Origin of the sequence: Saccharomonospora sp. CUA-673 (genome assembly GCF_001942305.1) — a bacterium.
Lineage (GTDB): Bacteria > Actinomycetota > Actinomycetes > Mycobacteriales > Pseudonocardiaceae > Prauserella.
Window position 1 is genome coordinate 43,166 of the sequence record NZ_MKKE01000019.1, and the last position, 18,937, is coordinate 62,102.

At 69.5% G+C, this 18,937-nt stretch carries 19 protein-coding genes and 2 pseudogenes; 13 read left to right on the plus strand and 8 right to left on the minus strand.

What is annotated here, in order from left to right; genetic code table 11:
* Window positions 1-169: 169 nt before the first annotated feature.
* Window positions 170-1,999: a phosphoenolpyruvate carboxykinase (GTP) gene (locus tag BJF85_RS10550; RefSeq protein ID WP_075846954.1), complete on the plus strand. Its 1,830-nt coding sequence runs from the start codon at window positions 170-172 to the stop codon at window positions 1,997-1,999.
* Window positions 2,000-2,050: 51 nt separating this feature from the next.
* On the opposite strand, the gene BJF85_RS10555 is transcribed toward BJF85_RS10550, so the two are convergent.
* Window positions 2,051-2,854 (minus strand): class I SAM-dependent methyltransferase, encoded by an 804-nt coding sequence (locus BJF85_RS10555; RefSeq protein WP_075846956.1) that lies wholly within the window; start codon window positions 2,852-2,854, stop codon window positions 2,051-2,053.
* 59 nt (window positions 2,855-2,913) lie between these two features.
* Here BJF85_RS10555 and BJF85_RS10560 point away from each other — a divergent pair, with 59 nt between their 5' ends.
* Genes BJF85_RS10560 through BJF85_RS10570 form a run of 3 tightly spaced genes read left to right on the plus strand, consistent with a single transcriptional unit; the run spans window position 2,914 to window position 5,535 of the window.
* A complete protein-coding gene (locus BJF85_RS10560) occupies window positions 2,914-3,753 on the plus strand; it encodes a TIGR03621 family F420-dependent LLM class oxidoreductase (RefSeq protein ID WP_075846958.1) in 840 nt (279 codons plus the stop codon).
* A gap of 10 nt (window positions 3,754-3,763) precedes the next feature.
* Window positions 3,764-4,381, plus strand: coding sequence for an ABC transporter ATP-binding protein (locus BJF85_RS10565; protein ID WP_075846985.1), 618 nt, complete (start codon window positions 3,764-3,766; stop codon window positions 4,379-4,381).
* Window positions 4,378-5,535, plus strand: coding sequence for a DUF6297 family protein (locus tag BJF85_RS10570; RefSeq protein ID WP_075846960.1), 1,158 nt, complete (start codon window positions 4,378-4,380; stop codon window positions 5,533-5,535). The genes BJF85_RS10565 and BJF85_RS10570 overlap by 4 nt, the downstream gene beginning before the upstream one ends.
* An 8-nt stretch (window positions 5,536-5,543) precedes the next feature.
* Here BJF85_RS10570 and BJF85_RS10575 read toward each other — a convergent pair whose 3' ends face one another.
* The 6 genes and pseudogenes from BJF85_RS10575 to BJF85_RS29985 form a co-directional block, all read right to left on the minus strand.
* Window positions 5,544-6,938, minus strand: a complete 1,395-nt coding sequence (locus BJF85_RS10575) for an Nramp family divalent metal transporter (RefSeq protein ID WP_075846962.1) — start codon at window positions 6,936-6,938, stop codon at window positions 5,544-5,546.
* A 70-nt stretch (window positions 6,939-7,008) separates the two neighbouring features.
* Window positions 7,009-7,307: pseudogene (locus BJF85_RS10580) on the minus strand (helix-turn-helix domain-containing protein).
* A 215-nt stretch (window positions 7,308-7,522) separates the two neighbouring features.
* Window positions 7,523-9,267, minus strand: a pseudogene (locus BJF85_RS10585) (alpha/beta hydrolase).
* A 107-nt stretch (window positions 9,268-9,374) separates the two neighbouring features.
* Window positions 9,375-10,277, minus strand: a complete 903-nt coding sequence (locus BJF85_RS10590; RefSeq protein WP_075846964.1) for a septum formation family protein — start codon at window positions 10,275-10,277, stop codon at window positions 9,375-9,377.
* Between the two features lie 313 nt (window positions 10,278-10,590).
* Complete coding sequence (locus tag BJF85_RS28420) at window positions 10,591-10,752, minus strand: hypothetical protein (RefSeq protein ID WP_187346898.1); 162 nt, start codon at window positions 10,750-10,752, stop codon at window positions 10,591-10,593.
* 203 nt (window positions 10,753-10,955) lie between these two features.
* Window positions 10,956-11,195, minus strand: a complete 240-nt coding sequence (locus BJF85_RS29985) for an amidohydrolase family protein (protein WP_255375545.1) — start codon at window positions 11,193-11,195, stop codon at window positions 10,956-10,958.
* Between the two features lie 287 nt (window positions 11,196-11,482).
* On the opposite strand from BJF85_RS29985, the gene BJF85_RS28870 reads away from it, so the two are divergent.
* From BJF85_RS28870 to BJF85_RS28890, 9 genes are all read left to right on the plus strand, one after another.
* A complete protein-coding gene (locus BJF85_RS28870) occupies window positions 11,483-11,806 on the plus strand; it encodes a hypothetical protein (protein ID WP_222844512.1) in 324 nt (107 codons plus the stop codon).
* Window positions 11,807-11,951: 145 nt separating this feature from the next.
* Window positions 11,952-12,137 carry a hypothetical protein gene (locus BJF85_RS28875; protein ID WP_222844513.1) on the plus strand — a complete coding sequence of 62 codons (186 nt, stop codon included), beginning with the start codon at window positions 11,952-11,954 and terminating at the stop codon, window positions 12,135-12,137.
* Window positions 12,138-12,318: 181 nt separating this feature from the next.
* Window positions 12,319-12,999 carry a phosphonatase-like hydrolase gene (locus BJF85_RS10600; RefSeq protein WP_075846966.1) on the plus strand — a complete coding sequence of 227 codons (681 nt, stop codon included), beginning with the start codon at window positions 12,319-12,321 and terminating at the stop codon, window positions 12,997-12,999.
* 31 nt (window positions 13,000-13,030) lie between these two features.
* A complete protein-coding gene (locus BJF85_RS10605) occupies window positions 13,031-13,993 on the plus strand; it encodes a phosphate/phosphite/phosphonate ABC transporter substrate-binding protein (RefSeq protein ID WP_075846968.1) in 963 nt (320 codons plus the stop codon).
* The gene (gene phnC / locus BJF85_RS10610; RefSeq protein WP_075846970.1) at window positions 13,986-14,777 is read left to right on the plus strand and encodes a phosphonate ABC transporter ATP-binding protein; all 792 of its coding nucleotides are present in this window, start codon (window positions 13,986-13,988) and stop codon (window positions 14,775-14,777) included. Before BJF85_RS10605 ends, phnC begins: the two co-directional genes overlap by 8 nt.
* Before the next feature lie 127 nt (window positions 14,778-14,904).
* Entirely contained in the window at window positions 14,905-15,930 is a 1,026-nt protein-coding gene (phnE, locus tag BJF85_RS10615) for a phosphonate ABC transporter, permease protein PhnE (RefSeq protein WP_222844514.1), read from the plus strand.
* Window positions 15,931-15,947: 17 nt separating this feature from the next.
* Window positions 15,948-16,379, plus strand: a complete 432-nt coding sequence (locus BJF85_RS28880; protein ID WP_255375543.1) for an ABC transporter permease — start codon at window positions 15,948-15,950, stop codon at window positions 16,377-16,379.
* A 112-nt stretch (window positions 16,380-16,491) separates the two neighbouring features.
* Window positions 16,492-16,923 (plus strand): alcohol dehydrogenase catalytic domain-containing protein, encoded by a 432-nt coding sequence (locus BJF85_RS31350; protein WP_222844516.1) that lies wholly within the window; start codon window positions 16,492-16,494, stop codon window positions 16,921-16,923.
* The gene (locus BJF85_RS28890; protein ID WP_222844517.1) at window positions 16,875-17,432 is read left to right on the plus strand and encodes a zinc-binding dehydrogenase; all 558 of its coding nucleotides are present in this window, start codon (window positions 16,875-16,877) and stop codon (window positions 17,430-17,432) included. Before BJF85_RS31350 ends, BJF85_RS28890 begins: the two co-directional genes overlap by 49 nt.
* Before the next feature lie 27 nt (window positions 17,433-17,459).
* Here BJF85_RS28890 and BJF85_RS10625 read toward each other — a convergent pair whose 3' ends face one another.
* The gene (locus BJF85_RS10625) at window positions 17,460-18,557 is read right to left on the minus strand and encodes an HNH endonuclease signature motif containing protein (RefSeq protein ID WP_075846972.1); all 1,098 of its coding nucleotides are present in this window, start codon (window positions 18,555-18,557) and stop codon (window positions 17,460-17,462) included.
* Between the last annotated feature and the right edge of the window lie 380 nt (window positions 18,558-18,937).

The window sequence follows — 18,937 nt, forward strand, 5'->3', positions numbered from 1 at the left end:
GAGCTGACCTGCCTGAGTTCGCAATCCGGCCGTTAGTCTCAGGGAATCCCCAAGAAACGCACGCACCGCTTGGCCGCGGTGCGTGAAGCCATTTCGGTCGCCGGCAACGGAGCCCGCACCCAACGAGGAAGTTCGGTGTGGGCTCTTGTCGTCGAAGACAGGAGAAGAGATGACTGCAGTAGCCATCCCAGGGCTGGACGACGCACCGACCACGCACAGTGGCGTGCTGTCTTGGGTGCGCGAGGTGGCGGAACTGACGACGCCGGACCGTGTGGTCTGGGTGGACGGTTCCGAGGAAGAAGCCGAGCGGATCAACCAGGAACTGGTCGAGGCTGGCACGTTCGTCAAGCTCGACAAGCGGCCGAACTCCTTCTGGGCCGCATCCGACCCGACCGACGTCGCGCGGGTCGAGGAGCGCACCTTCATCTGCTCGGAGCGTGAAGAGGACGCCGGGCCCACCAACAACTGGATGCACCCGGACCAGATGAAGGCCACCATGACCGAGCTCTACCGGGGCTGCATGCGTGGGCGGACGATGTACGTCATCCCCTTCTGCATGGGTCCGCTCGGTGACGACAACCCGAAGCTCGGCATCGAGGTGACCGACTTCGCCTACGTCGTCTCGTCCATGGGGGTCATGACCCGCATGGGTCAGAAGGCGCTGGACAAGTTCATCACCGAGGACGGAACCGAACGCGACTTCGTGCCCGCGCTGCACTCGGTCGGCAAGCCGCTCGAGCCCGGTGAGCAGGACGTTCCCTGGCCGTGCAACGACACGAAGTACATCACGCACTTCCCGGAGTCGCGCACGATCTGGAGCTACGGCTCGGGTTACGGCGGCAACTCGCTGCTCGGCAAGAAGTGCTACTCGCTGCGCATCGCCTCGGCGATGGCCCGCGACGAGGGCTGGCTCGCCGAGCACATGCTGATCCTCAAGCTGATCTCGCCGGAGAACAAGGCCTACTACGTGGCGGCCGCGTTCCCGAGCGCCTGCGGCAAGACGAACCTCGCGATGCTGCAGCCGACCCTGCCGGGCTGGCGCGCCGAGACGGTCGGTGACGACATCGCGTGGATGCGGTTCGGCGAGGACGGCCGGCTGTACGCGATCAACCCCGAGTTCGGCCTCTTCGGTGTCGCGCCGGGCACCGGCGAGAAGACCAACCCGGTGGCCGTGAAGACGATCGAGAAGGGCAACACGGTCTACACCAACGTCGCCCTGACCGACGACGGCGACGTCTGGTGGGAGGGCATGTCCAAGGAGGCGCCCGCCCACCTGACCGACTGGAAGGGCCGCGACTGGACGCCGGACTCCGACGAGCCGGCCGCCCACCCGAACTCGCGCTTCTGCGCGCCGATCTCGCAGATCCCGACGCTCGCGCCCGAGTGGGACGACCCGAAGGGCGTGCCGATCTCGGCGATCCTGTTCGGTGGCCGCCGCAAGACGACGGTGCCGCTGGTCAACGAGTCGCGCGACTGGCAGCAGGGCGTGTTCCTCGGCGCCACGATGTCGTCGGAGAAGACGGCGGCCGCGGCAGGCAAGGTCGGCGAGGTGCGCCGCGACCCGATGGCGATGCTGCCGTTCCTCGGCTACCACGCCGGTGACTACTTCCAGCACTGGCTGGACACCGGCAAGAACGCCGACGAGGCCAAGCTGCCGAAGATCTTCTACGTGAACTGGTTCCGCCGCGGCGACGACGGCCGGTTCCTGTGGCCGGGCTTCGGCGAGAACACCCGCGTTCTCAAGTGGATCGTCGAGCGTCTCGAGGGCAAGGCAGGCGCCCGCGAGACCCCGGTGGGCCTGGTGCCGAGCGCCGACGACATCGAGACGTCGGGCCTGTCCGAGCCGCTCGAGGACATCCAGGCCGCCCTGGACGTCGACGTCGACGAGTGGAAGAAGGAGATCCCGCTCATCGAGGAGTGGTTCGCCTCCATCGGTGAGGACAAGATCCCGTCCGCCCTGAAGGACGAGCTCGAGGCCCTCAAGCAGCGCCTCGGCTGACCGTTCTGTCGTGACAACGGCTCCCCGCGGGACTTCCGCGGGGAGCCGTCGTCATGTGCGGGACGTGCGCGGGGTGCTTCGGGCCAGGTAGACGCGTTCCAGGCCTGGGCGGTCGGGGGCGTCGCGGACGTCGGTGACGTCGAACCCGGCCGCGTGCAGGCTCGCGACGACCTCGTCGTGGTCGCGGAACCGCAACGTCGAGTCGGATGTCAGCACGGTCCCGTCCGGAAATCGGTACGTGTGCCGGAAGGACACGAACGGCAGGTCGACGTCGGTCACCGTCCGGTCCTGGGTGACGTCGCCGACGCCGGGCACGGTGGCCGTCCCGGGTTCGGCGTCCGACCACCGCTCCCAGGCGCGCGCCTCGGGCCGCCGCGTCTCGAACACGAACCATCCGCCGGGCCGGAGCGCCGCATGGATCGCGCCGAGCGTCGCGTGCCAGTCGTCGTCGGTGAGGAACACCTGCGCAACGTTCCCGGTCATCACGGCGACATCGGCGCGCCAGTCCGACGGGACACAGGTCTCGGCGGTACCGGTCGGCGCGGTGTCGGTCAGGACAGTGCCGGTCTGCGCCGTGTCGGTGAGTGCGGCCGCGTCGCCGTGGACCCACACGACGTCGGCGCTCTTGCCGCGGGCGATGTCCAGGGAGGCCGCCGCCGGGTCGACGCCGACGACGTCGTACCCCTCGCCGGCCAGGAGAACGGCCAGCGCGCCCGTCCCGCACCCGACGTCGAGCACGCGCCGCGCCCCGACCTCGGCCACGATGCCGCGGTAGAGCTCGAGGTCGTCGCGCTCGCCGTCGAACGTGTCGTACAGCGGCGCGAGCCGGGGGTCGGCGAAGATCGCATCGGGCATACCGGGCACGGTAGATCCACCGACCCGTCCCGGCGACCGATTTTCGGTAGCGTGCGGGCATGGGGTTCCGATTCGGCGTGAACATGCTCGCCTCGGGGGAGCGGACTCACTGGCAGGACAGGTGCCGCAGAGCCGAGGACCTCGGGTTCGACGTCGTCGCCGTACCCGACCACATCGGTATGCCCGCGCCGTTTCCCTCGCTGGTCGCGGCAGCCGAGGCGACCGAACGGGTGCGGCTGGGGACGTTCGTCGTCAACACGGCGTTCCACAACCCGACGCTGCTCGCCCGCGACGTCGGCACCACCGACCTGCTCCTCGACGGCAGGCTGGAACTCGGCCTCGGCACCGGATACGCCAGGGAGGAGTTCGACGCGGCGGGGTTGCCGTTCCCCGGCCCCGGCTCCCGTCTCGACCACCTGGAACGGTGCCTTGCCGTGTTGCGGGAGCACTACGCTGAGCGCAGGTTGCCGCCGATCGTCCTCGGTGGACAGCGCGACCGCATGCTGCGGATCGCAGCCAGGGAGGCGGACGTCGTCGGCTTCACCGGCGTGCGGTTCGATCGCGACGGTGCCGCGGCCACGCTCGTCGGCCCGTCCGAACTGGACGAACGAGTGGCGTTCGTCCGTGCCGAGGCGGGTGACCGCGATCCCGAACTGAACCTGCTGATCCAGCATGTCGAGATCACCGGCGACCGGACCGCCGCATTGGAGAACCTCCGCCGGTACGCCCCCGATCGACCGGCCGCCGAGCTCGGCGAGGCACCGGTGTTACTCGTCGGCACCGAGCGGCAGCTCGCCGACCAGCTGCGCGCCCACCGTGCACGGTTCGGATTCACCTACATCACGGTGATGGACAAGGACCTGGACGCCTTCGCGAAGGTCATCGAGGAGCTGCGTTGAAGGAGCTGTGTTGACGGAGGTCGTCGCCGACGGGCTCGGCGTGCGGGCCGGCGACGTGTGGCTGTTCCGCGGCATCGATGAGCATGTGCGGCCGGGCGAATGCCTCGTACTGACCGGGCCGAACGGCAGCGGCAAGTCGACCTTCCTGAACCTCGTGCATGGCACGCAGGAACCCGCCGAAGGCCGCGTGACCGTCGGCGGAGAGCGTCCGGACGAACGCGACCGTGCCTTCCGCCGCCGGGTGTCCGTGCTGCTGGATGACTCCGACTTCTTCGCCGAGCTCACCCCGGCACAGCACCTGGAGCTGCTTGCCGGCTCGTTCGACGTCGACCTCGATATCGACGCCCTGCTTACCGACGCCGCCCTCGACGATCGCGCGGGCGTCGCCGCGGGCTCGCTGTCGGCGGGACAACGCCGGCGGTTGCTGCTCCTCGGTGCGACGGCCCGTCCGTTCGACGTGCTGCTGCTCGACGAACCCGAACGCGCCCTCGACGCCGACGGCCGGCAGTGGCTGACCGAGCTCATCACCCGCGCGACCGGCGACGGCGCCGTCATCGTCCTCGCGACGCACCACCCACTGCTGCTCGACGCCGCCGATCACGTGCTCGACCTCGCCGCGGCGTCATGACCCTGCGGACACTCTTCGGCGGTGGCACGTCGACGCTGGTGAGCCTGTTCGTCGTCAGCTGGCTGATCAGCGTGTTCTACCGGCTCGACGATTGGCGCGAAGTCTTCCATGTCCACGGCACCGCGGACGTCCTTGTGACGGCGATGGTTGCGGTAGTGGCGGCGGGAACGTGGGCCTCGATGCTGCACAGGCGGTTCCTGTGGGCCGACCCGGCGGAGCTGATGTGGCGCGACTTCACGCGTAGCCGCGACCGCGCGGTCGTCATCAGCGGTCGCGTGTGGACACACTGGGTGATCCGGCTGGTCGCGCTCGCCTACGTCGCCGCGTTGCTCGGTGCGTTGTGGAGCGTCCCGACGTCGACGTGGCAGGCGTTGACCGCCGTGGTCGTGGGCGGCGGGATGCTCGCGTTGCCCGCGGCCGCCGGCATCGGCGTGCCGTGGCGACTGCCGGTCACCGCCGCCGCGCGGCGGGACCGGCTGGTCGACGGCTGGCGTGAACGTGTCGTCCGTACCGTGTCGGTGACCTTCCTCGACCCCGGAATGCTGATGCCGGCCGCGAAACCCGTAGCCGTGCGCGTGCGGTCCGTGCGCTCGTTGGTCATCGCGGGCATCCGCGGGCGGGCGCGGTTCGCACCGGTCGCCGTGTTGCTGGCGGCCGTCGCCGGCCTGGCCGGCCCGCTCCTGCCTGCGGTCCCCACGCCGGTGATCGTCGCGGCGCTTGGGTACGCGGCGTTGGTGCCGTTCGGAGGCGGAGCGGGGTGGCTGTGGCGGTCCCCGGGGCTGCGGCGCTGGCTCGACGAACCGGACTCCGTGCTGCGGGCGTGGCACCTGGCCGCGCTGGTCGTGGTCGCTGCGGCGTGGGGTGCGGTGCTGTCGGGTGTTGTGGGCGTCGTCGGTGGTGCGGTGCCGACGACGACGTGGCCGGTGTTGGTGGTCGTCGCTGCGGCGGTGGTCCGGACAGCGACTCGCCCACCTGTCGACTACTCGACGCCGGGCGTCACGGACACGCCGTTCGGCCAGGCGCCGGTACACCTGGGTGCGCAGCTGCTGCGTGGTCCGGACCTCGTCCTCGTCGCTGCCGTGACGGCGGCGATGTCGACCGGTGCGGCGTTCGTGGTCGCCGTGCTCGGCGTGGTCTGGGCGATCGTGCGCTGAACGGTTCCTCAGAAGAGGCCGACGATTTCGTTGACGGCGAGGTAGGCGAACAGGGCGAGGCAGATCGTCAGCAGGGAGTTCGACAGCCAGCCGGAGCGGCCTTCGCGGCTGACGCGGTTGGAGTTCAGCAGCACCAGCAACGTGCCCGCGAGGAACGGCATGAACAGCGCGCCGAGCACGCCGTACGTCACGGTCAGCTGGAACGGCCTGTCCAGGAACAACAGTGCCATCGGCGGGAACGTCAGCCACACGAGGTAGCCGCGGAACACCGGGCTGCCGATGCCCGCGCGGTGGTCGTAATCGCTGAGCGAGTCGGCCTCACCGGCCCGGTAGCGCGGCAGTCGCCACGTGCGCCACCAGTCGGCGAACAGCAGGCTCACGCCGTTCCACACACCGATCAGCGAGCTGAACGACACGGCGAAGAAGCCGACCAGGAACGGGATCCGCGCCCAGTGGCCGTAGTCCGCGGCGAGGGTGTCGCCGAGCAGCAACAGACCCTCGTCGCCGTCGACGACGTTCTGGCCCATCAGCAGTTCGGCACCGACGATCAGCATCGCCAGCACGAAGATCGCCGTCGTCACGTAGCCCGCGGTGTTGTCGAGGCGCATCATCGACAGCCACCGCGCCGAACGCCACCCCTTGGCCAGGGTCCAGTAGCCGTACGCGGCCATGGTGATCGTTCCGCCGACGCCGCCGATCAGCCCGAGCACGTAGACGAACGAACCGTCCGGCAGTCGCGGCACGAAGCCCTGCGCGGTCTCGACGAGGTTCGGCGTCACCAGGACCGCCGTGCCGACGACCGTCAGGAACATGACCCCGACCAGCACGGTCATGACCTTCTCGATCACCGCGTAGCGGCCGAACCACACGAGCACGAACCCGAACACGCCCGCCAACATCGCCCAGTAGCGGACGTCGAGCACCGGGAACAACGCGTTCAGCGGCAGCGCGCTCGCCGACATCGCCGTCGCGCCGTACACGAAACCCCAGATGACGGCGTACGCGCCGAAGTAGACCAGCACCCACCGGCCCAGCACGCGCCAGCCCGACAGCATCGTGCTGCCCGACGTCAGGTGCCAGCGGCCGACCGCCTCCCCGAGCGCGATCTTGAAGATCGTCCCGACGATCACCGCCCACAGCAGCGTGTAGCCGAAGCGCGATCCGGCCACCATCGTCGCCACGAGGTCACCGGCACCGACGCCCGTGGCCGCGGCCATGATGCCGGGGCCGATCTGGCGGAGCTTCGCCCGCCAACCGACCGGAACCGCCGGTTCGGCCGTGCCGGTCGGTGCGCCGGAGGAGGCAGCACCGGAGGATGCAGCACCGGACGACGTGGCATCGGACGCGTCCGACGGGTCGGCGGCTCCGGAGACACCATTGTCATGATCAGAATCGCGGGACATGCGGAGCAATGTAAAGGAATGGGCCCGACGCGGATAGAGGGTATTTCATCGCGTCGGCGGTCGGCGTGATTCAGCCGGCGACCAGGTGTGGCCCCGACCCTTCGCCGGGCTCGTCACCAGTGGAAACGTCGGCGTCGAGCGTGCCGCGGAGCCTGTCGAGAGGCAGATTCACGGCGTCGGCGATGGTCAGAACCGTGAAGAACGCCGGTGTCGGAATTCGACCTGTTTCGATTTTTCTCAACGTTTCGACCGAAATGCCCGCTTCGGTGGCGACGCTGACCATGCTGCGCTCGCCCCGCGCTCCCGGAGGGCGGCGCCCAGGCGTTCGCCCCGTTCACGTTCGGCGTCACTCAGCGGCACTCGGACCATGGCACCAATAGTAATACCGATCGCCCGTGTCCCCACCCACCCGCTCCACCCTGTGGATAACTCTGTGGAAACCCGCGGCAAGTTGTGCACAACCCCTGTGCACCCCGCGCCCCCGACTGTGGACGTCGGGGTCCGCACAGGGAACGGGCCGCCCTCCCCGGTGGGGAAGGCGGCCCGTGTCCTGCGATGCCCGGCCGTGGTCGGCCGGACGCGCGTCAGCCGTTCGCGGCCTGCGGTGCGTCCGGCGTCGGCAGGGGCGCTCCGGGGAGGCTCTGGTCCTCGGGCACGACGCCGTCGACGAGGTAGTCCTCGACGACCCGGTCGACCGCCGGGTTGTCGCCCGCGTAGATGCCGTGGTCACCCTCGTCGGTCACGGTGATCATCCGCGAGCCGGCGAAGTTCTCGTGCGCCCGCTGCGCACCCTCGAGCGGCGTCGCCGGGTCGTTCTCCGACTGGACGATCAACGTCGGCGGAACGCCTTCGCCGTCCATCTCCTGCAGCTCGATCGGCTTGCCCTCCCAGAAGATGCACGGCTGGATCAGCCAACCCCAGCCGAGCAGCGGCCACTGCCGGCCCATCAGCTCGGACTGCATCGTGGCGGTGGTCCGGTTGCCGTGCCACGGACCCTCGTTGCACGGGATCGTCCAGAAGCTCGCGTCGTAGGCGTCGTCGGCCTGGCCGGCAGCCCCGTCGACCCCGCCGTCCACTCCGCCATCCACGACGAGCGGCTGCGGACCGCGGGACTTCGTCTCGTCGACGAGACTGCGGACGGCGTCGAGCATGCGGGTCGACGAGGTCCGCGCCTCGCCGGTCAGCTCGCGCAGCGAGGACAGGTTCTCGGCCAGTGTCGGGAACGACGACTTGCTGTAGAGCATGCCGGCGATCGCCGAGTCGAGCTCGTTCGGCCCGACGGTCTGCCCGTCGAGCTCGACCGGCTCCTCGGCCAGCGCCGCCCGCACGTCCTCGTAGGTCTGCCGGGCCTGCTCGCCGGTGGTGCCGAAGCCGTAGCGCTCGTCGTACTGCGCGATCCACGGCAGGAAGTCCTCGCGCCAGCGGCGTTCGAACCCGAGCGGCTGCCAGTCGAACGAACGCTGCCACGTGGTCGTGAACTCGGTCGCCGAGTCGAGCACGAACCGTCCGGTGTGCTCGGGGAACCGCTGCGCGTAGTGCGCGCCGAGCCACGTGCCCGCCGAGTAGCCGACCCAGTTGATCGTGTCCCGGTTCAGCAGCGTGCGCAGCAGATCCATGTCGTGCGTGGTCTGGAACGTGTTGATCAGCGGTCCCAGTTCGCCGGACTTGAGCTGGCACGAATCGGCCGCGTACTCCGTGGCGTCGAGGATCAGGTTGAGGTTGTCCCGACTGCGGTCACGCGGGTCGAGCGAGTCGCCCGTGCCGATCGCGCCGCCGCACGTGATGTTGGTGCTGCGGCCCGTGCCGCGCGGGTCGAACCCGATGACGTCCTGGTTCTGCCGCAGCCGGTCCTGGTCGGCGAACCGCAACGGGAAGTCCCGTCCGGGCGCGCCGGACCGCCGGGGTTGGTGAGCACGCTGGCCGTGGACTCGCCGGTGGCCGCGAGGCGGCTGACCGCGATGGTGATGTCCTCACCGGCGTCGGGGTTGTTCCAGTCCTGCGGCGTCACGTAGGTGGCGCACTCCATCGGATGCTCCGGCGGCGGAGTCGAGTCGAGCTCCTCCTCGGTGCACGGATGCCAGTCCAGCTGTTGCTCGGTGTAGCGCGCCGGGACCTCGTCGACGACCTCCGGCTGGGCCCGCGTCGTCTCGTTCGCCCCGGTCGACGCGGCGGTCTCCTGCTGGCGCGGCGGTTCGGTCTCCGCGGCGGCGGCCGGCGCGATCGTCGCGACCATCGTGCCCGCCAGCGCGCTCGCGACCACCGCACGACGCAGCCTCGATCCGCCCAGCCTCGAACGCCGCAGCCCTGAACGCAGTGTCTTGTCCGTCATGAACCCTCAATCGGTGAAATGATCGAGGTCATTCAAGCTGGGAGGCCGTGCCGGGATCAACCGGCCGGAAGTCGGATCAAATTCGGGGTTGACAGGGTCCGAACGTCCTAATTGGGCGAAGTGGGCGACCCTGGGTTCTGCGCAGATCCCGAGGTCGGGCGCTGAAATTCGGCGTAGCAGGTGATGTTCGTGAATCCGTTTCGCCAGTTGATCTCGTCCGGCCAACGCCACGAAGGTGCCACGTCGCGCCGCTCCTCGCCGACGTATTCGGTGACTTTCGTGCCACACGCGTTGCGGGCCTTCGCGTCGAATTCGCGTTCCGAGGGCGGCGGGCTGTCGGGGGCGCCGACCCCGACGACCCCGACAGCCTCGGCCACGTGCGACTCCTCGCACGGGACGGGTCGGGGCAGCTCGGCGGACGGGCGGGTGGTCGAGCAGAGGCGGTAGTCGCCGAAGTCCTCGGCCAGCGCGCCGCGGACCGAACCGCTGCGCGTCTGCGCCTGGCCGTCACCGTCGAGTTCGGCGACGCCGCAGCGGTACCAGCGGTTGCCGGCCTTCCAGTCGTCGGCGTCGGCCCACACGAGCCAGGCGCCGAGCGTCGAGGCGTCGTAGGCGTCGCTGCCGAGGTAGTCGGCGGCGGCCTGCCGGCACTGCGGGAAGATCTGGTTGAACACGGCCGCGTCGTCGGGCGGGGTGTCGGTGAGCGCGCCGGCGAGGTCGCCGCCGAACGTGCCTTCCTTCGTCACCTCGACGGTGTGCGGTTCGGCGCAGTCGACGGGGCCGGGGTGCTGCGAGTCGAGGCACTCCCCCGTGCCGGCGACGATCGTCCGGGCGGCGGCCTTGTGCGCCGGTTCGTTCGGCAGGTCGTCGAGCTGGGGTGCGTCGGGTGCGTCGGTGGCGCGCGCGAGGTCGGGTTCGGCGAGTCCGCTCGTGGGGTCGGCACAGCCGGCCAGTACGAGGGCGGCCGCGAGTGCGGACACGGCCAGTGCGATTCGCCCGGAGCCAGACACGGCGTCACTCTATCGAGTGAACCCATGGGGTCGACAGTCGTGGTGCGGATGGCCGACATCGATCTTCCGGCGGCCGTGATCGTCGATCTTCGCAAGATCGACGACGCGGCGCGGGTTGTGTCCACTCGCGACGTCGGACGTGGGGGATTTTGCCGTCGATATCGGAGAAATCCCAGGTCCAGACATATGGAAACCCCGTGATGCTGCCAGGTCGGGGGTCCGCCAGCATCACGGGGTCATGAGGGGTATCGCCACCGGTACGGGCAGCGTTACACCTGAACCCCAGTGTAATTCAGCTCACAGATCGTGTGGTTCAGACACGCGCCTTCGGCTTCTGATAGCCGTGCTTCTGCGCGATGGTGATCAGCTCGTCGCGCACGGTCGTGGCGGCGGCGGTGTCGATCGCCTTGGTGACGGCGCGGCGGGTGCGGGAGTGGGCTCGACGGACGCGGAGGCGGGCGGCGAGGTTCGACATCAGTGGTGTGGCATCTCCTTCATGGAGCTATCGACTTTTACGCTTACGTCACTTATTATCCGCGCCCTTCGCGGTGTCCGCCACCGAATCTTCGGTGAGCTGGCTTACCTTCCGGACGATCCACGGCAAGCGTTACGTTCGAAGGGTCGTCCATCCGGGTGAGAATCTCCGCTAGGTCCGCATATCGGTCTCTACGACTGTTCCTAGAGTCCTGTAGAGGGCTCGATGAAGCCCTGTCCCCGTGCGACCCACCGAACGAGCGGATGCGGGCCGGACAGGTCCGCCAGCACCAGGTCGGCGCGCATGCCGGCGGCGATCCGGCCGCGGTCGGCCAACCCCACGGCGCTCGCCGGTCCGCTCGTCACCAACGCGACCGCCTCGGGCAGGCTGCGCACGCCGTGTTCGGCGAGCCGGACGGCCGCGGGCAGCAGCGCCGTGGGCAGGTAGTCGGAGGCGAGCGCGTCGACGAGACCGGCGGCCGCGAGTTCGGCGGCCGAGACGTTGCCGGCATGCGAACCGCCCCGGACGACGTTCGGCGCCCCGGCCACGACCAGCGCTCCCACCTCACGGGCGCGTTCCGCGGCCGCGCGCGTGGTGGGGAACTCCGCGACCCGGCCACCACGGTCGAGCAGGGCGTCGACCTCCTTCGGGCTGTCGGGGTCGTGTCCCCACAACCGGATCCGGTCCGCGCGCGCAGGTCGCCGAGCCACGTGAGGGTCTCGGCGCGGACGTGCCGATCCTGCTCCCGGCTCCGCTGCCACCACGCGACGTGCTCGGCCGCGCGGTCCGCCGTCATCCCCTCGCCCACCTCGAGCCAGCGGCGCATCGTCGCGGGATCGGCGTACTGACCCTGGCCCGGCGTGTGGTCCTCGTGCGACACCACCGGACGATCACCGGCCACCGGCCGGGACCCGTCGAGCTCGGCCAGTCGCTGTTCCAGCTGCCGACGGCCGGACGGGCAGCGGATGTCCAGCCGGTGCAGCACGCGGTGTTCCACGAGCCCGCCGGATTCGGCGGCGTCGATCGTCGGAGCGAGTTCGTCGGCGGCCGGTGAGTCGATCGGCAGGCCGACGGCACTGCGCTGTTGGTAGGCAAGCCCGTGGAACGCGGTGGTGATGCCGGCGCCGCGGAGCCGGGCGCTCGTCGACGCGAGGGCGAGGCCGGGGTCGAGGGAGGCGCCGGGACGTGGGTGGCATTCGGTGTTCAACGAGTCGCTGTGCACGTCGATCAACCCGGGCAGCAGGTGCAGCCCGCCGCCGTCGACGTCGGCCGACGCGCCGGGCGGGTGCGGTCCGACGTCGACGATCACCCCGGAGCGCACGACGATCCGCGCGTCGTCGACCACCCGGTCGGGCAGCACGGCGCGGACGTGCCCCAGGTCGTAATCGGCGGGTGTGGTGAGCAGCCAGGGAGACATTCCACCGAGCCTGTCCGGACAGGTCGTCCGGAAGATGAACGACGGTTCTCCTCGGGTTCACCTCGCACGGGTGAGGCGTTCCCCCGGGCGGCGGACAGTCGGGGTCGCGTCCGACGGCCGGTCCGTCGGCCCGAGCGAAGGGACCTGACATGACCGCACCGCGATGCCGCCTGGCCTGCCTCGACATGGCCGGGACGACGGTCGGCGACGACGGGGCGGTGCTGACGGCCTTCGCCGCGGCGCTCGATGCCGTCGGGTTCGCCGACGGAACGCCGGAACGGCAGAAGGCCGTCGACTACACGGTCGAGACGATGGGCCAGTCGAAGATCGAGGTCTTCCGCGCCGTCACCGGCGACGAGACGTCCGCGCACCGCGCCAACGCCGCGTTCGAGGCGGCCTACCTCGACGCGATCCGCTCCGGTGGGGTCACCGCGATCGACGGCGCCGCCGACGCGATCGCGGCGATGCGCGCCGCGGGCACGAAGGTGGCGCTGACCACCGGATTCTCCGCCGACACCCGCGATGCACTCCTCGACGCGCTCGGTTGGCACGACATCGCCGACCTGGTGCTGTCGCCGTCCGACGCCGGCCGCGGCAGGCCGTACCCGGACCTGGTCCTGACCGCCGTCCTGCGGTTGGCCGTGGACGACGTGCACGACGTCGCGGTCGCCGGGGACACGACGTCCGACCTGCTCACCGGGCACCGCGCCGGCGCGGGCGTCGTCGCCGGCGTCCTCACCGGCGCCCACACCGCGTCCGATTTCGCGACCGTCCCGCACACCGACGTGCTGGCCTCCGTCGCCGACCTGCCCGCCCTGCTCGCCTCCTGACCCCTTCCCCACCAGATTCGAGGTCCCCACCATGACCACCACCCCGACCACCCGAGTGCTCGCGGCGTTGTCCGCGACCGGCCTGGTGCTTGCCGGCTGCGGCGGTTCCGCCGACGAGAACGCCACGACGGCCGAGGGTTATCCGTCGACGATCGTGCTCGGCGCGATCCCCAACGAGAATTCGACCAACCTGGCCTCCGGTTACGACCCGATCGTCGAGATGCTCGAGGAGGAGACGGGCGCGACGGTGGAGCTGAGCCAGGCGTCCGACTACGCCGGCGTCATCGAAGGGCTGATGGCGGGCAACGTCGACATGGCGTTCCTCGGTTCGTTCGGCTACGTGATCGGCACGGAGAACGGTGCGGAGATCACTCCGCTGGGCGCGGTGACGGAGTCGGAGGACGACGACCCCGGTTACCACGCGCTGGGCATCACGCGCGCAGGCGACAACGGGATCGACGACCTGAAGGACTTCGCGGGCAAGGACATCTGTTTCGTCGACCCGAGTTCCACGTCGGGCTACCTCTACCCGGCTGCGGGCCTCGTCGAGGCCGGGGTGATCGACTCGGCGTCGGAGAACGAGATGTCCCGTTCGCTCAAGCCGGTCTACGCCGGTGGGCACGACGCGTCGGCCCTGGCGGTGAAGAACGGCGACTGCGACGCCGGTTTCTCGATGCAGAGCATGGTCGACCGCACCCTGGTCGAGAACGGCGAGCTGCAACGCGGCGAGCTCGAGCAGGTCTGGGAGTCGCCGAAGATCTCCGGTTCGTTGTTCGTCGCCCGCGACGGACTCGGCCGGGACGTCGTCGAACGGCTCACGAAGTTGATGACCGAGAAGGCCAACGCCGACTACCTGCGCTCCCAGGGTTACTGCGAGGGCGAGTGCCTGCTCACCGGCGAGGACGCGTGGGGCGTCAAGCCGGCCACCGACGCCGATTACGACGGTGTGCGCGAGGTCTGCGACCTGACCGAGGCGGAGGCCTGCCGTGGCTGAGGCAGGCGGTGACCGCACAGTCGTGCGCACGCGTGGTCTGGTCAAGCGGTTCGGCGACACGACCGCGGTCGACGGGGTGGATCTCGACGTCGAGGCGGGCGAGCTGGTCGTCCTGCTCGGACTGTCGGGGTCGGGCAAGTCGACGTTGTTGCGGTGCCTGAACGGTCTGCATCCGGTGTCGGAGGGCGAGGTCGTCGTCGGCGACGTCGCCGTGCACGAGTGCGGGCCCGCCCGGTTGCGGCGGCTGCGCACGGACGTCGGGTTCGTGTTCCAGCAGTTCAACCTGCTGGGCCGGTTGACGTGCCTGGAGAACGTGCTCATCGGGGCGCTCGGCCGGGTGCGCGGTCCGCGGTACGGGTTGTTGACGTGGTCGGGGCGGCTCAAGCGTGAGGCGATGGGTCATCTGGACCGGGTGGGCCTGGCCGATCAGGCGTACCAGCGTGCGGACACGTTGTCCGGTGGCCAGCAGCAGCGGGTGGCGTTGGCGCGGACGTTGATGCAGGGCCCGCGGGTGGTGCTGGCGGACGAACCGGTCGCCTCGCTGGATCCGGAGAACTCGGACGTCGTGATGGATCTGCTGCGCCGGGTGTGCCGCGAGGACCGGTTGACCGTGCTGGTCAGCCTGCATCAGGTGGAGTTGGCGCTCGGTTGGGGCGACCGGCTGGTGGGCCTGCGCGGTGGGCACAAGGTGCTGGACCGGGCCGCGGCCGACGTCTCGCGCGGCGAGGTGATGGACGTCTACCGCCGGCTCGAACCGGCGGCCGACGAGGTCGCCGTCGCGTGATGTCGACTCTCACTCCGTTCCGTCCCGGCACGTCCGGGGAACCGGCGAGGCGCCGGAGTCCGGAGGGCCGGCGCCGGTGGTTGCTGGGCGTCGTCGCCGGGGTCGGTGTGCTCGCCACGGTCTCCTCGTGGTGGTACCTGGCTTTTCCCCCGCGTTGCTGGTCGAGGGCGCCGACTCGGTCGGCAACTTGCTCGAGCGGATGTTGCCGCCGGTGGTCGACGATCCGGGCCGGACGGTCGACCTGGTCGTCGAGACGCTGTTGATGGCGTTGCTGGGCACGGTGCTGGCCACCGCGATGTCGATCCCGTTGGCGTTCCTGGCGGCGCGGAACACGTCGCCGCACCCGGCGGTCATGGCGGCCGCGCGGGGTGTGATCACGTTCTGCCGCGCGGTGCCGGATCTGGTGTTCGCGGTGGTGTTCGTGCGGGCGATGGGCATCGGCGTGCTCGCCGGTGTGCTGGCGTTGGCGCTGCATTCGATCGGCATGCTCGGCAAGTTGTTCGCCGACGCGATCGAGGAGATCGACGAGGGTCCGCGCGAGGCGGTGCGCAGTACGGGTGCGGGCAGGTTGCGGGTGTTGATCAGCGGTGTCGTGCCGCAGGTGGTGCCGTCGTGGATCGGCACGTTCATCCACCGCGTGGACATCAACCTGCGCATGTCGGTGGTGTTGGGGTTCGTCGGCGCGGGCGGCATCGGGTTCGCGTTGCAGAGCAGTTTGCGGAGCCTGTCCTACGATTCGGCGCTCGGCATGATCCTGGCCGTGTTCGTGGTGCTCGCCGCGATGGAGCTGGCGACGGTGTTGGTGCGCCGGTTGTTGTTGCAGCCGTCGCCGGACCGGCCGCAGCGGGAACGGCGTACCCGGTGGATCTTCGGCCTCGGACTCGTTGCGGCCACGGCGTATGCGTTCGTCGATCTCGGGATCAATCCGTTCACGGTGGTCATGTCGGTGCCGGAGATCGTCGACGCGGCGGCGCGGCTCGTCCCGCCGGATTTCGGCCGGGTGGGCGACGAGCTGTGGGAGGCGGTGCTGCAGACCATCGCCATCGGCGTGCTCGCGACGGCGGGTGGGATCGCGGTGTCGATTCCGGTCGGGTTGTTGGCGGCGCGGACGGTGGCGCCCATCCGACGGTGGCGTGGGCCGCGCGGAGCGTGATGCTCGCGGTTCGGAGTGTGCCGGAGTTGATCCTGGCGGTGGTGTTCGTCGCGGCGGTGGGCCTCGGGCCGGTCGCGGGTGTGTGCGCGTTGTGTATCGGGTCGATCGGGTTCCTCGGCAAGCTGGTCGCCGACGCGGCCGAGGAGATCGACGTCGGCCGCGTCGAGGCGGTGCGCGCGGTGGGCGGCGGCTGGTGGCAGGTGTTGTTCTCGGCGGTGTTACCGCAGGCGGTGCCGAATCTCGTCGGTTCGTCGTTGTACATGCTCGACGTCAATATCCGGCAGTCGACGGTGCTGGGGATCGTGGGCGCGGGCGGTGTCGGTTTCCTGTTGTACGAGGCTGTGCGCACGCTGAATTTCGAATTCGCGGGCGCGATCATTCTGATTATTTTCGCCATCGTTTATCTCATCGAAAGGCTCGCGGGATGGATCCGCTCCCAGGTCATCTGAACGGTTCGACGGCTTCGGTTCCGGCCACGACGGTGGCGGCCGTGTGGCGTGGTGGCTCGGAGGTGGGTCTCGAGGAGGTGCCGTTGCCGGCGCGGATGTCGGCGAGTTGGTGGTGGCGGTCGATCTGGCGACGGTGTGTGGCAGTGATCGGCACACGGTGGGCGGGCGACGGAGCGCGCCGTGTCCGAGTGTGTTGGGGCATGAGGCGGTGGGGCGTGTCGTCGCGGCGGGTGCGGGTGCGCCGGCCGCGGTCGGTGAGCGTGTGGTGTGGGCGGTGACGGTGAGCTGCGGTGCGTGCGATCTGTGCCGTGGTGGGCGTACGGCGAAGTGCCGCAGGGTTCGCAAGATCGGGCATGAGCCGTTCGACGCGGGGTGGCCGTTGTCCGGGGGTTTCGCGGGGCACGTCGTGTTGCCGGCGGGTGCGACGGTGGTTTCGGTGCCGGACGGTCTGCCGGACACGTTGGCCGCGCCTGCACGTGTGCCACGGCGACGGTCATGGCGGCGCTCGAGGCGGCGGGGTCGTTGGCGGGCGCGCGCGTGTTGATCTGCGGTGCCGGCATGCTCGGGCTGACGGCCGCCGCGGTCGCCACCGACCGCGGCGCCGACTCGGTCGTCGTCACCGATGTCGACCCGGCCCGACGCGCACTGGCCACCGGGTTCGGCGCCACCGACACGTTGCACGCGGCCGACGTGCCGCACACGGTGGATGTGGCAGTGGAGTTGTCGGGCGCGAGCAGCGCCGCGGCGACCGCGTTGGCCGCCCTGGACGTCGGCGGCCGCCTGGTGTTGGCCGGCGCAGTGGCGCCGGTGGCGCCGTTGGCCGTCGACCCGGAGCAGGTGGTGCGGCGTTGGCTGACGATCACCGGTGTCCACAACTACGAACCGCGCCATCTGCGCCAGGCCATCGACCACCTGGCGGCGACGCGCGACCGTTGGCCGTGGGAGAGCCTGGTCGTCCCGGCGGTCGAGCTGGGGCGGGTCGGCGAGTTGCTCACGGCGGACAACCATCGGGTCCCCAGGCAGGCGGTGACTCCCCACGGCGTAGTCCGTTGAGGTCGAGGACGGGCGGGTCGGCTGTGGTCAGAACGGTGGCGGGTCGAGCTCGGAAGCGCTGTCGGTTGGTGACGATCGTGGTGGGAGGACGGTTTCGCGTTCGGTTTCGTAGGTGACGCCGAGGGGTGTGGTGATCGAGGACGTGCCGTGGATGGGGTCGTAGTGGTGGATCCAGCCGGGTGCGTTCTTGAGCCCGTGGTGTTTGCGGCAGCGGGGTGCGGCGTTGGCGGTGGAGGTTGAGCCGCCGTCTTTGGCCCACTGTTTCTGGTGGTCGAAGTCGCAGTGCCGAGCTGGTCGTCGGCACCAGGGGACGACGCACATCCGGTCGCGGGCCTCAACGAGCTTGCGGATCGTCGAATTCGGACGATACGAGGTGCGCCCCAGGTCGACGGGGTTGCCGGTGGCGGGGTCGCAGAGGACTTTGCGCCAGATCGACTTCGGGTCGGTCATGATCTCGCGGGCGTACGCGGCTGGGACTGGCCCGATGCCGTCGATCGAGGCGCCGGTCTCGGACATGGAGAGTGCGGTGTCGATGGGCATGTGGAGGTAGACCATCGCCGCCGACTGCGGAACCTGGACGCCGGGATCGTTGCCCAGGAGCAGATCGGCGAACACGTCGGCCCGAAGCTGGTCGAGGTTCCGCGACGAGTCGCCCAGCCGAAGCTTGCGAGCCATCGCATCCACACGGGCGTAGCAGGCCGAGGCAACGTCAGAAGGCAGGTCGGCCGATAGGCGCGACTGGGCATAGACCCCGTGATCGAGCGTGACCTTGCGCCCCTCGTGGGCCATGCGAGCCGCAGCGGTCTCGGCACCGGGATCAACCTGCTTGACGATCTGCGAAGCATGCCAAGCCATATTCCGAGGCTGCCAAGCAGTAATCGACAACCGCGAGCGTTTTTCCTCAAGTAGTCGATCAACCTCAAGCGCATCAGCATCAGAAACCGGCGCAACAGTATTCAACACCCGCTCGGCGCCATATCGATCCACCTGCCCCTCCCGCATAGCGGAAAGCAGCCGAGGCATCCGATAAGTCAAAGCCAGCGCGGTGTGAATCCGATCCAACACGCCCTGCGGCGACAGTCGAAGCTCGGGCGCCAACGCCTCAGCCAGTGACCGCCGCTCCATCTAATCCGACGACGACCCGGAGTCGAGTGAAGCAAGAAACACCACCTCAGTAGCATCAGCCCGAGCCCGAAGCGCAAGCACCGAACGGGCCTCGTCGACAACCTCTCCAGCATCTCTCACGAAACCCATAATACCGAACATAAGATCGACAATAACCACCCACAGGCATGACAAAGAACCACTACTCAAAGTGAGCGAAATGCCCCCGGGAATCGACACAGCCGAAGCGAAGCAAGGCACCCCCGCCAACCACCCCACCCACAGAACCGCCCCGTGAAGTGTCATCCCGTCGACCTAAACCGGAACCATCACACTGCAGTCAGGGCGCAACCAACAACGCAACCGGAACCAACCCCGAAAACCTTGCGCCCTGACTGCAG

Excerpts from the sequence above, each read along its gene's own strand:
- BJF85_RS10550 (WP_075846954.1), top strand. The coding sequence starts at position 170 with ATGACTGCAGTAGCCATCCCAGGGCTGGACGACGCACCGACCACGCAC.
- BJF85_RS10555 (WP_075846956.1), bottom strand. The coding sequence starts at position 2,854 with ATGCCCGATGCGATCTTCGCCGACCCCCGGCTCGCGCCGCTGTACGAC.
- BJF85_RS10560 (WP_075846958.1), top strand. The coding sequence starts at position 2,914 with ATGGGGTTCCGATTCGGCGTGAACATGCTCGCCTCGGGGGAGCGGACT.
- BJF85_RS10570 (WP_075846960.1), top strand. The coding sequence starts at position 4,378 with ATGACCCTGCGGACACTCTTCGGCGGTGGCACGTCGACGCTGGTGAGC.
- BJF85_RS10575 (WP_075846962.1), bottom strand. The coding sequence starts at position 6,938 with ATGTCCCGCGATTCTGATCATGACAATGGTGTCTCCGGAGCCGCCGAC.
- BJF85_RS28420 (WP_187346898.1), bottom strand. The coding sequence starts at position 10,752 with ATGTCGAACCTCGCCGCCCGCCTCCGCGTCCGTCGAGCCCACTCCCGC.
- BJF85_RS10600 (WP_075846966.1), top strand. The coding sequence starts at position 12,319 with ATGACCGCACCGCGATGCCGCCTGGCCTGCCTCGACATGGCCGGGACG.
- BJF85_RS10605 (WP_075846968.1), top strand. The coding sequence starts at position 13,031 with ATGACCACCACCCCGACCACCCGAGTGCTCGCGGCGTTGTCCGCGACC.
- BJF85_RS28890 (WP_222844517.1), top strand. The coding sequence starts at position 16,875 with ATGGCGGCGCTCGAGGCGGCGGGGTCGTTGGCGGGCGCGCGCGTGTTG.
- BJF85_RS10625 (WP_075846972.1), bottom strand. The coding sequence starts at position 18,557 with ATGGAGCGGCGGTCACTGGCTGAGGCGTTGGCGCCCGAGCTTCGACTG.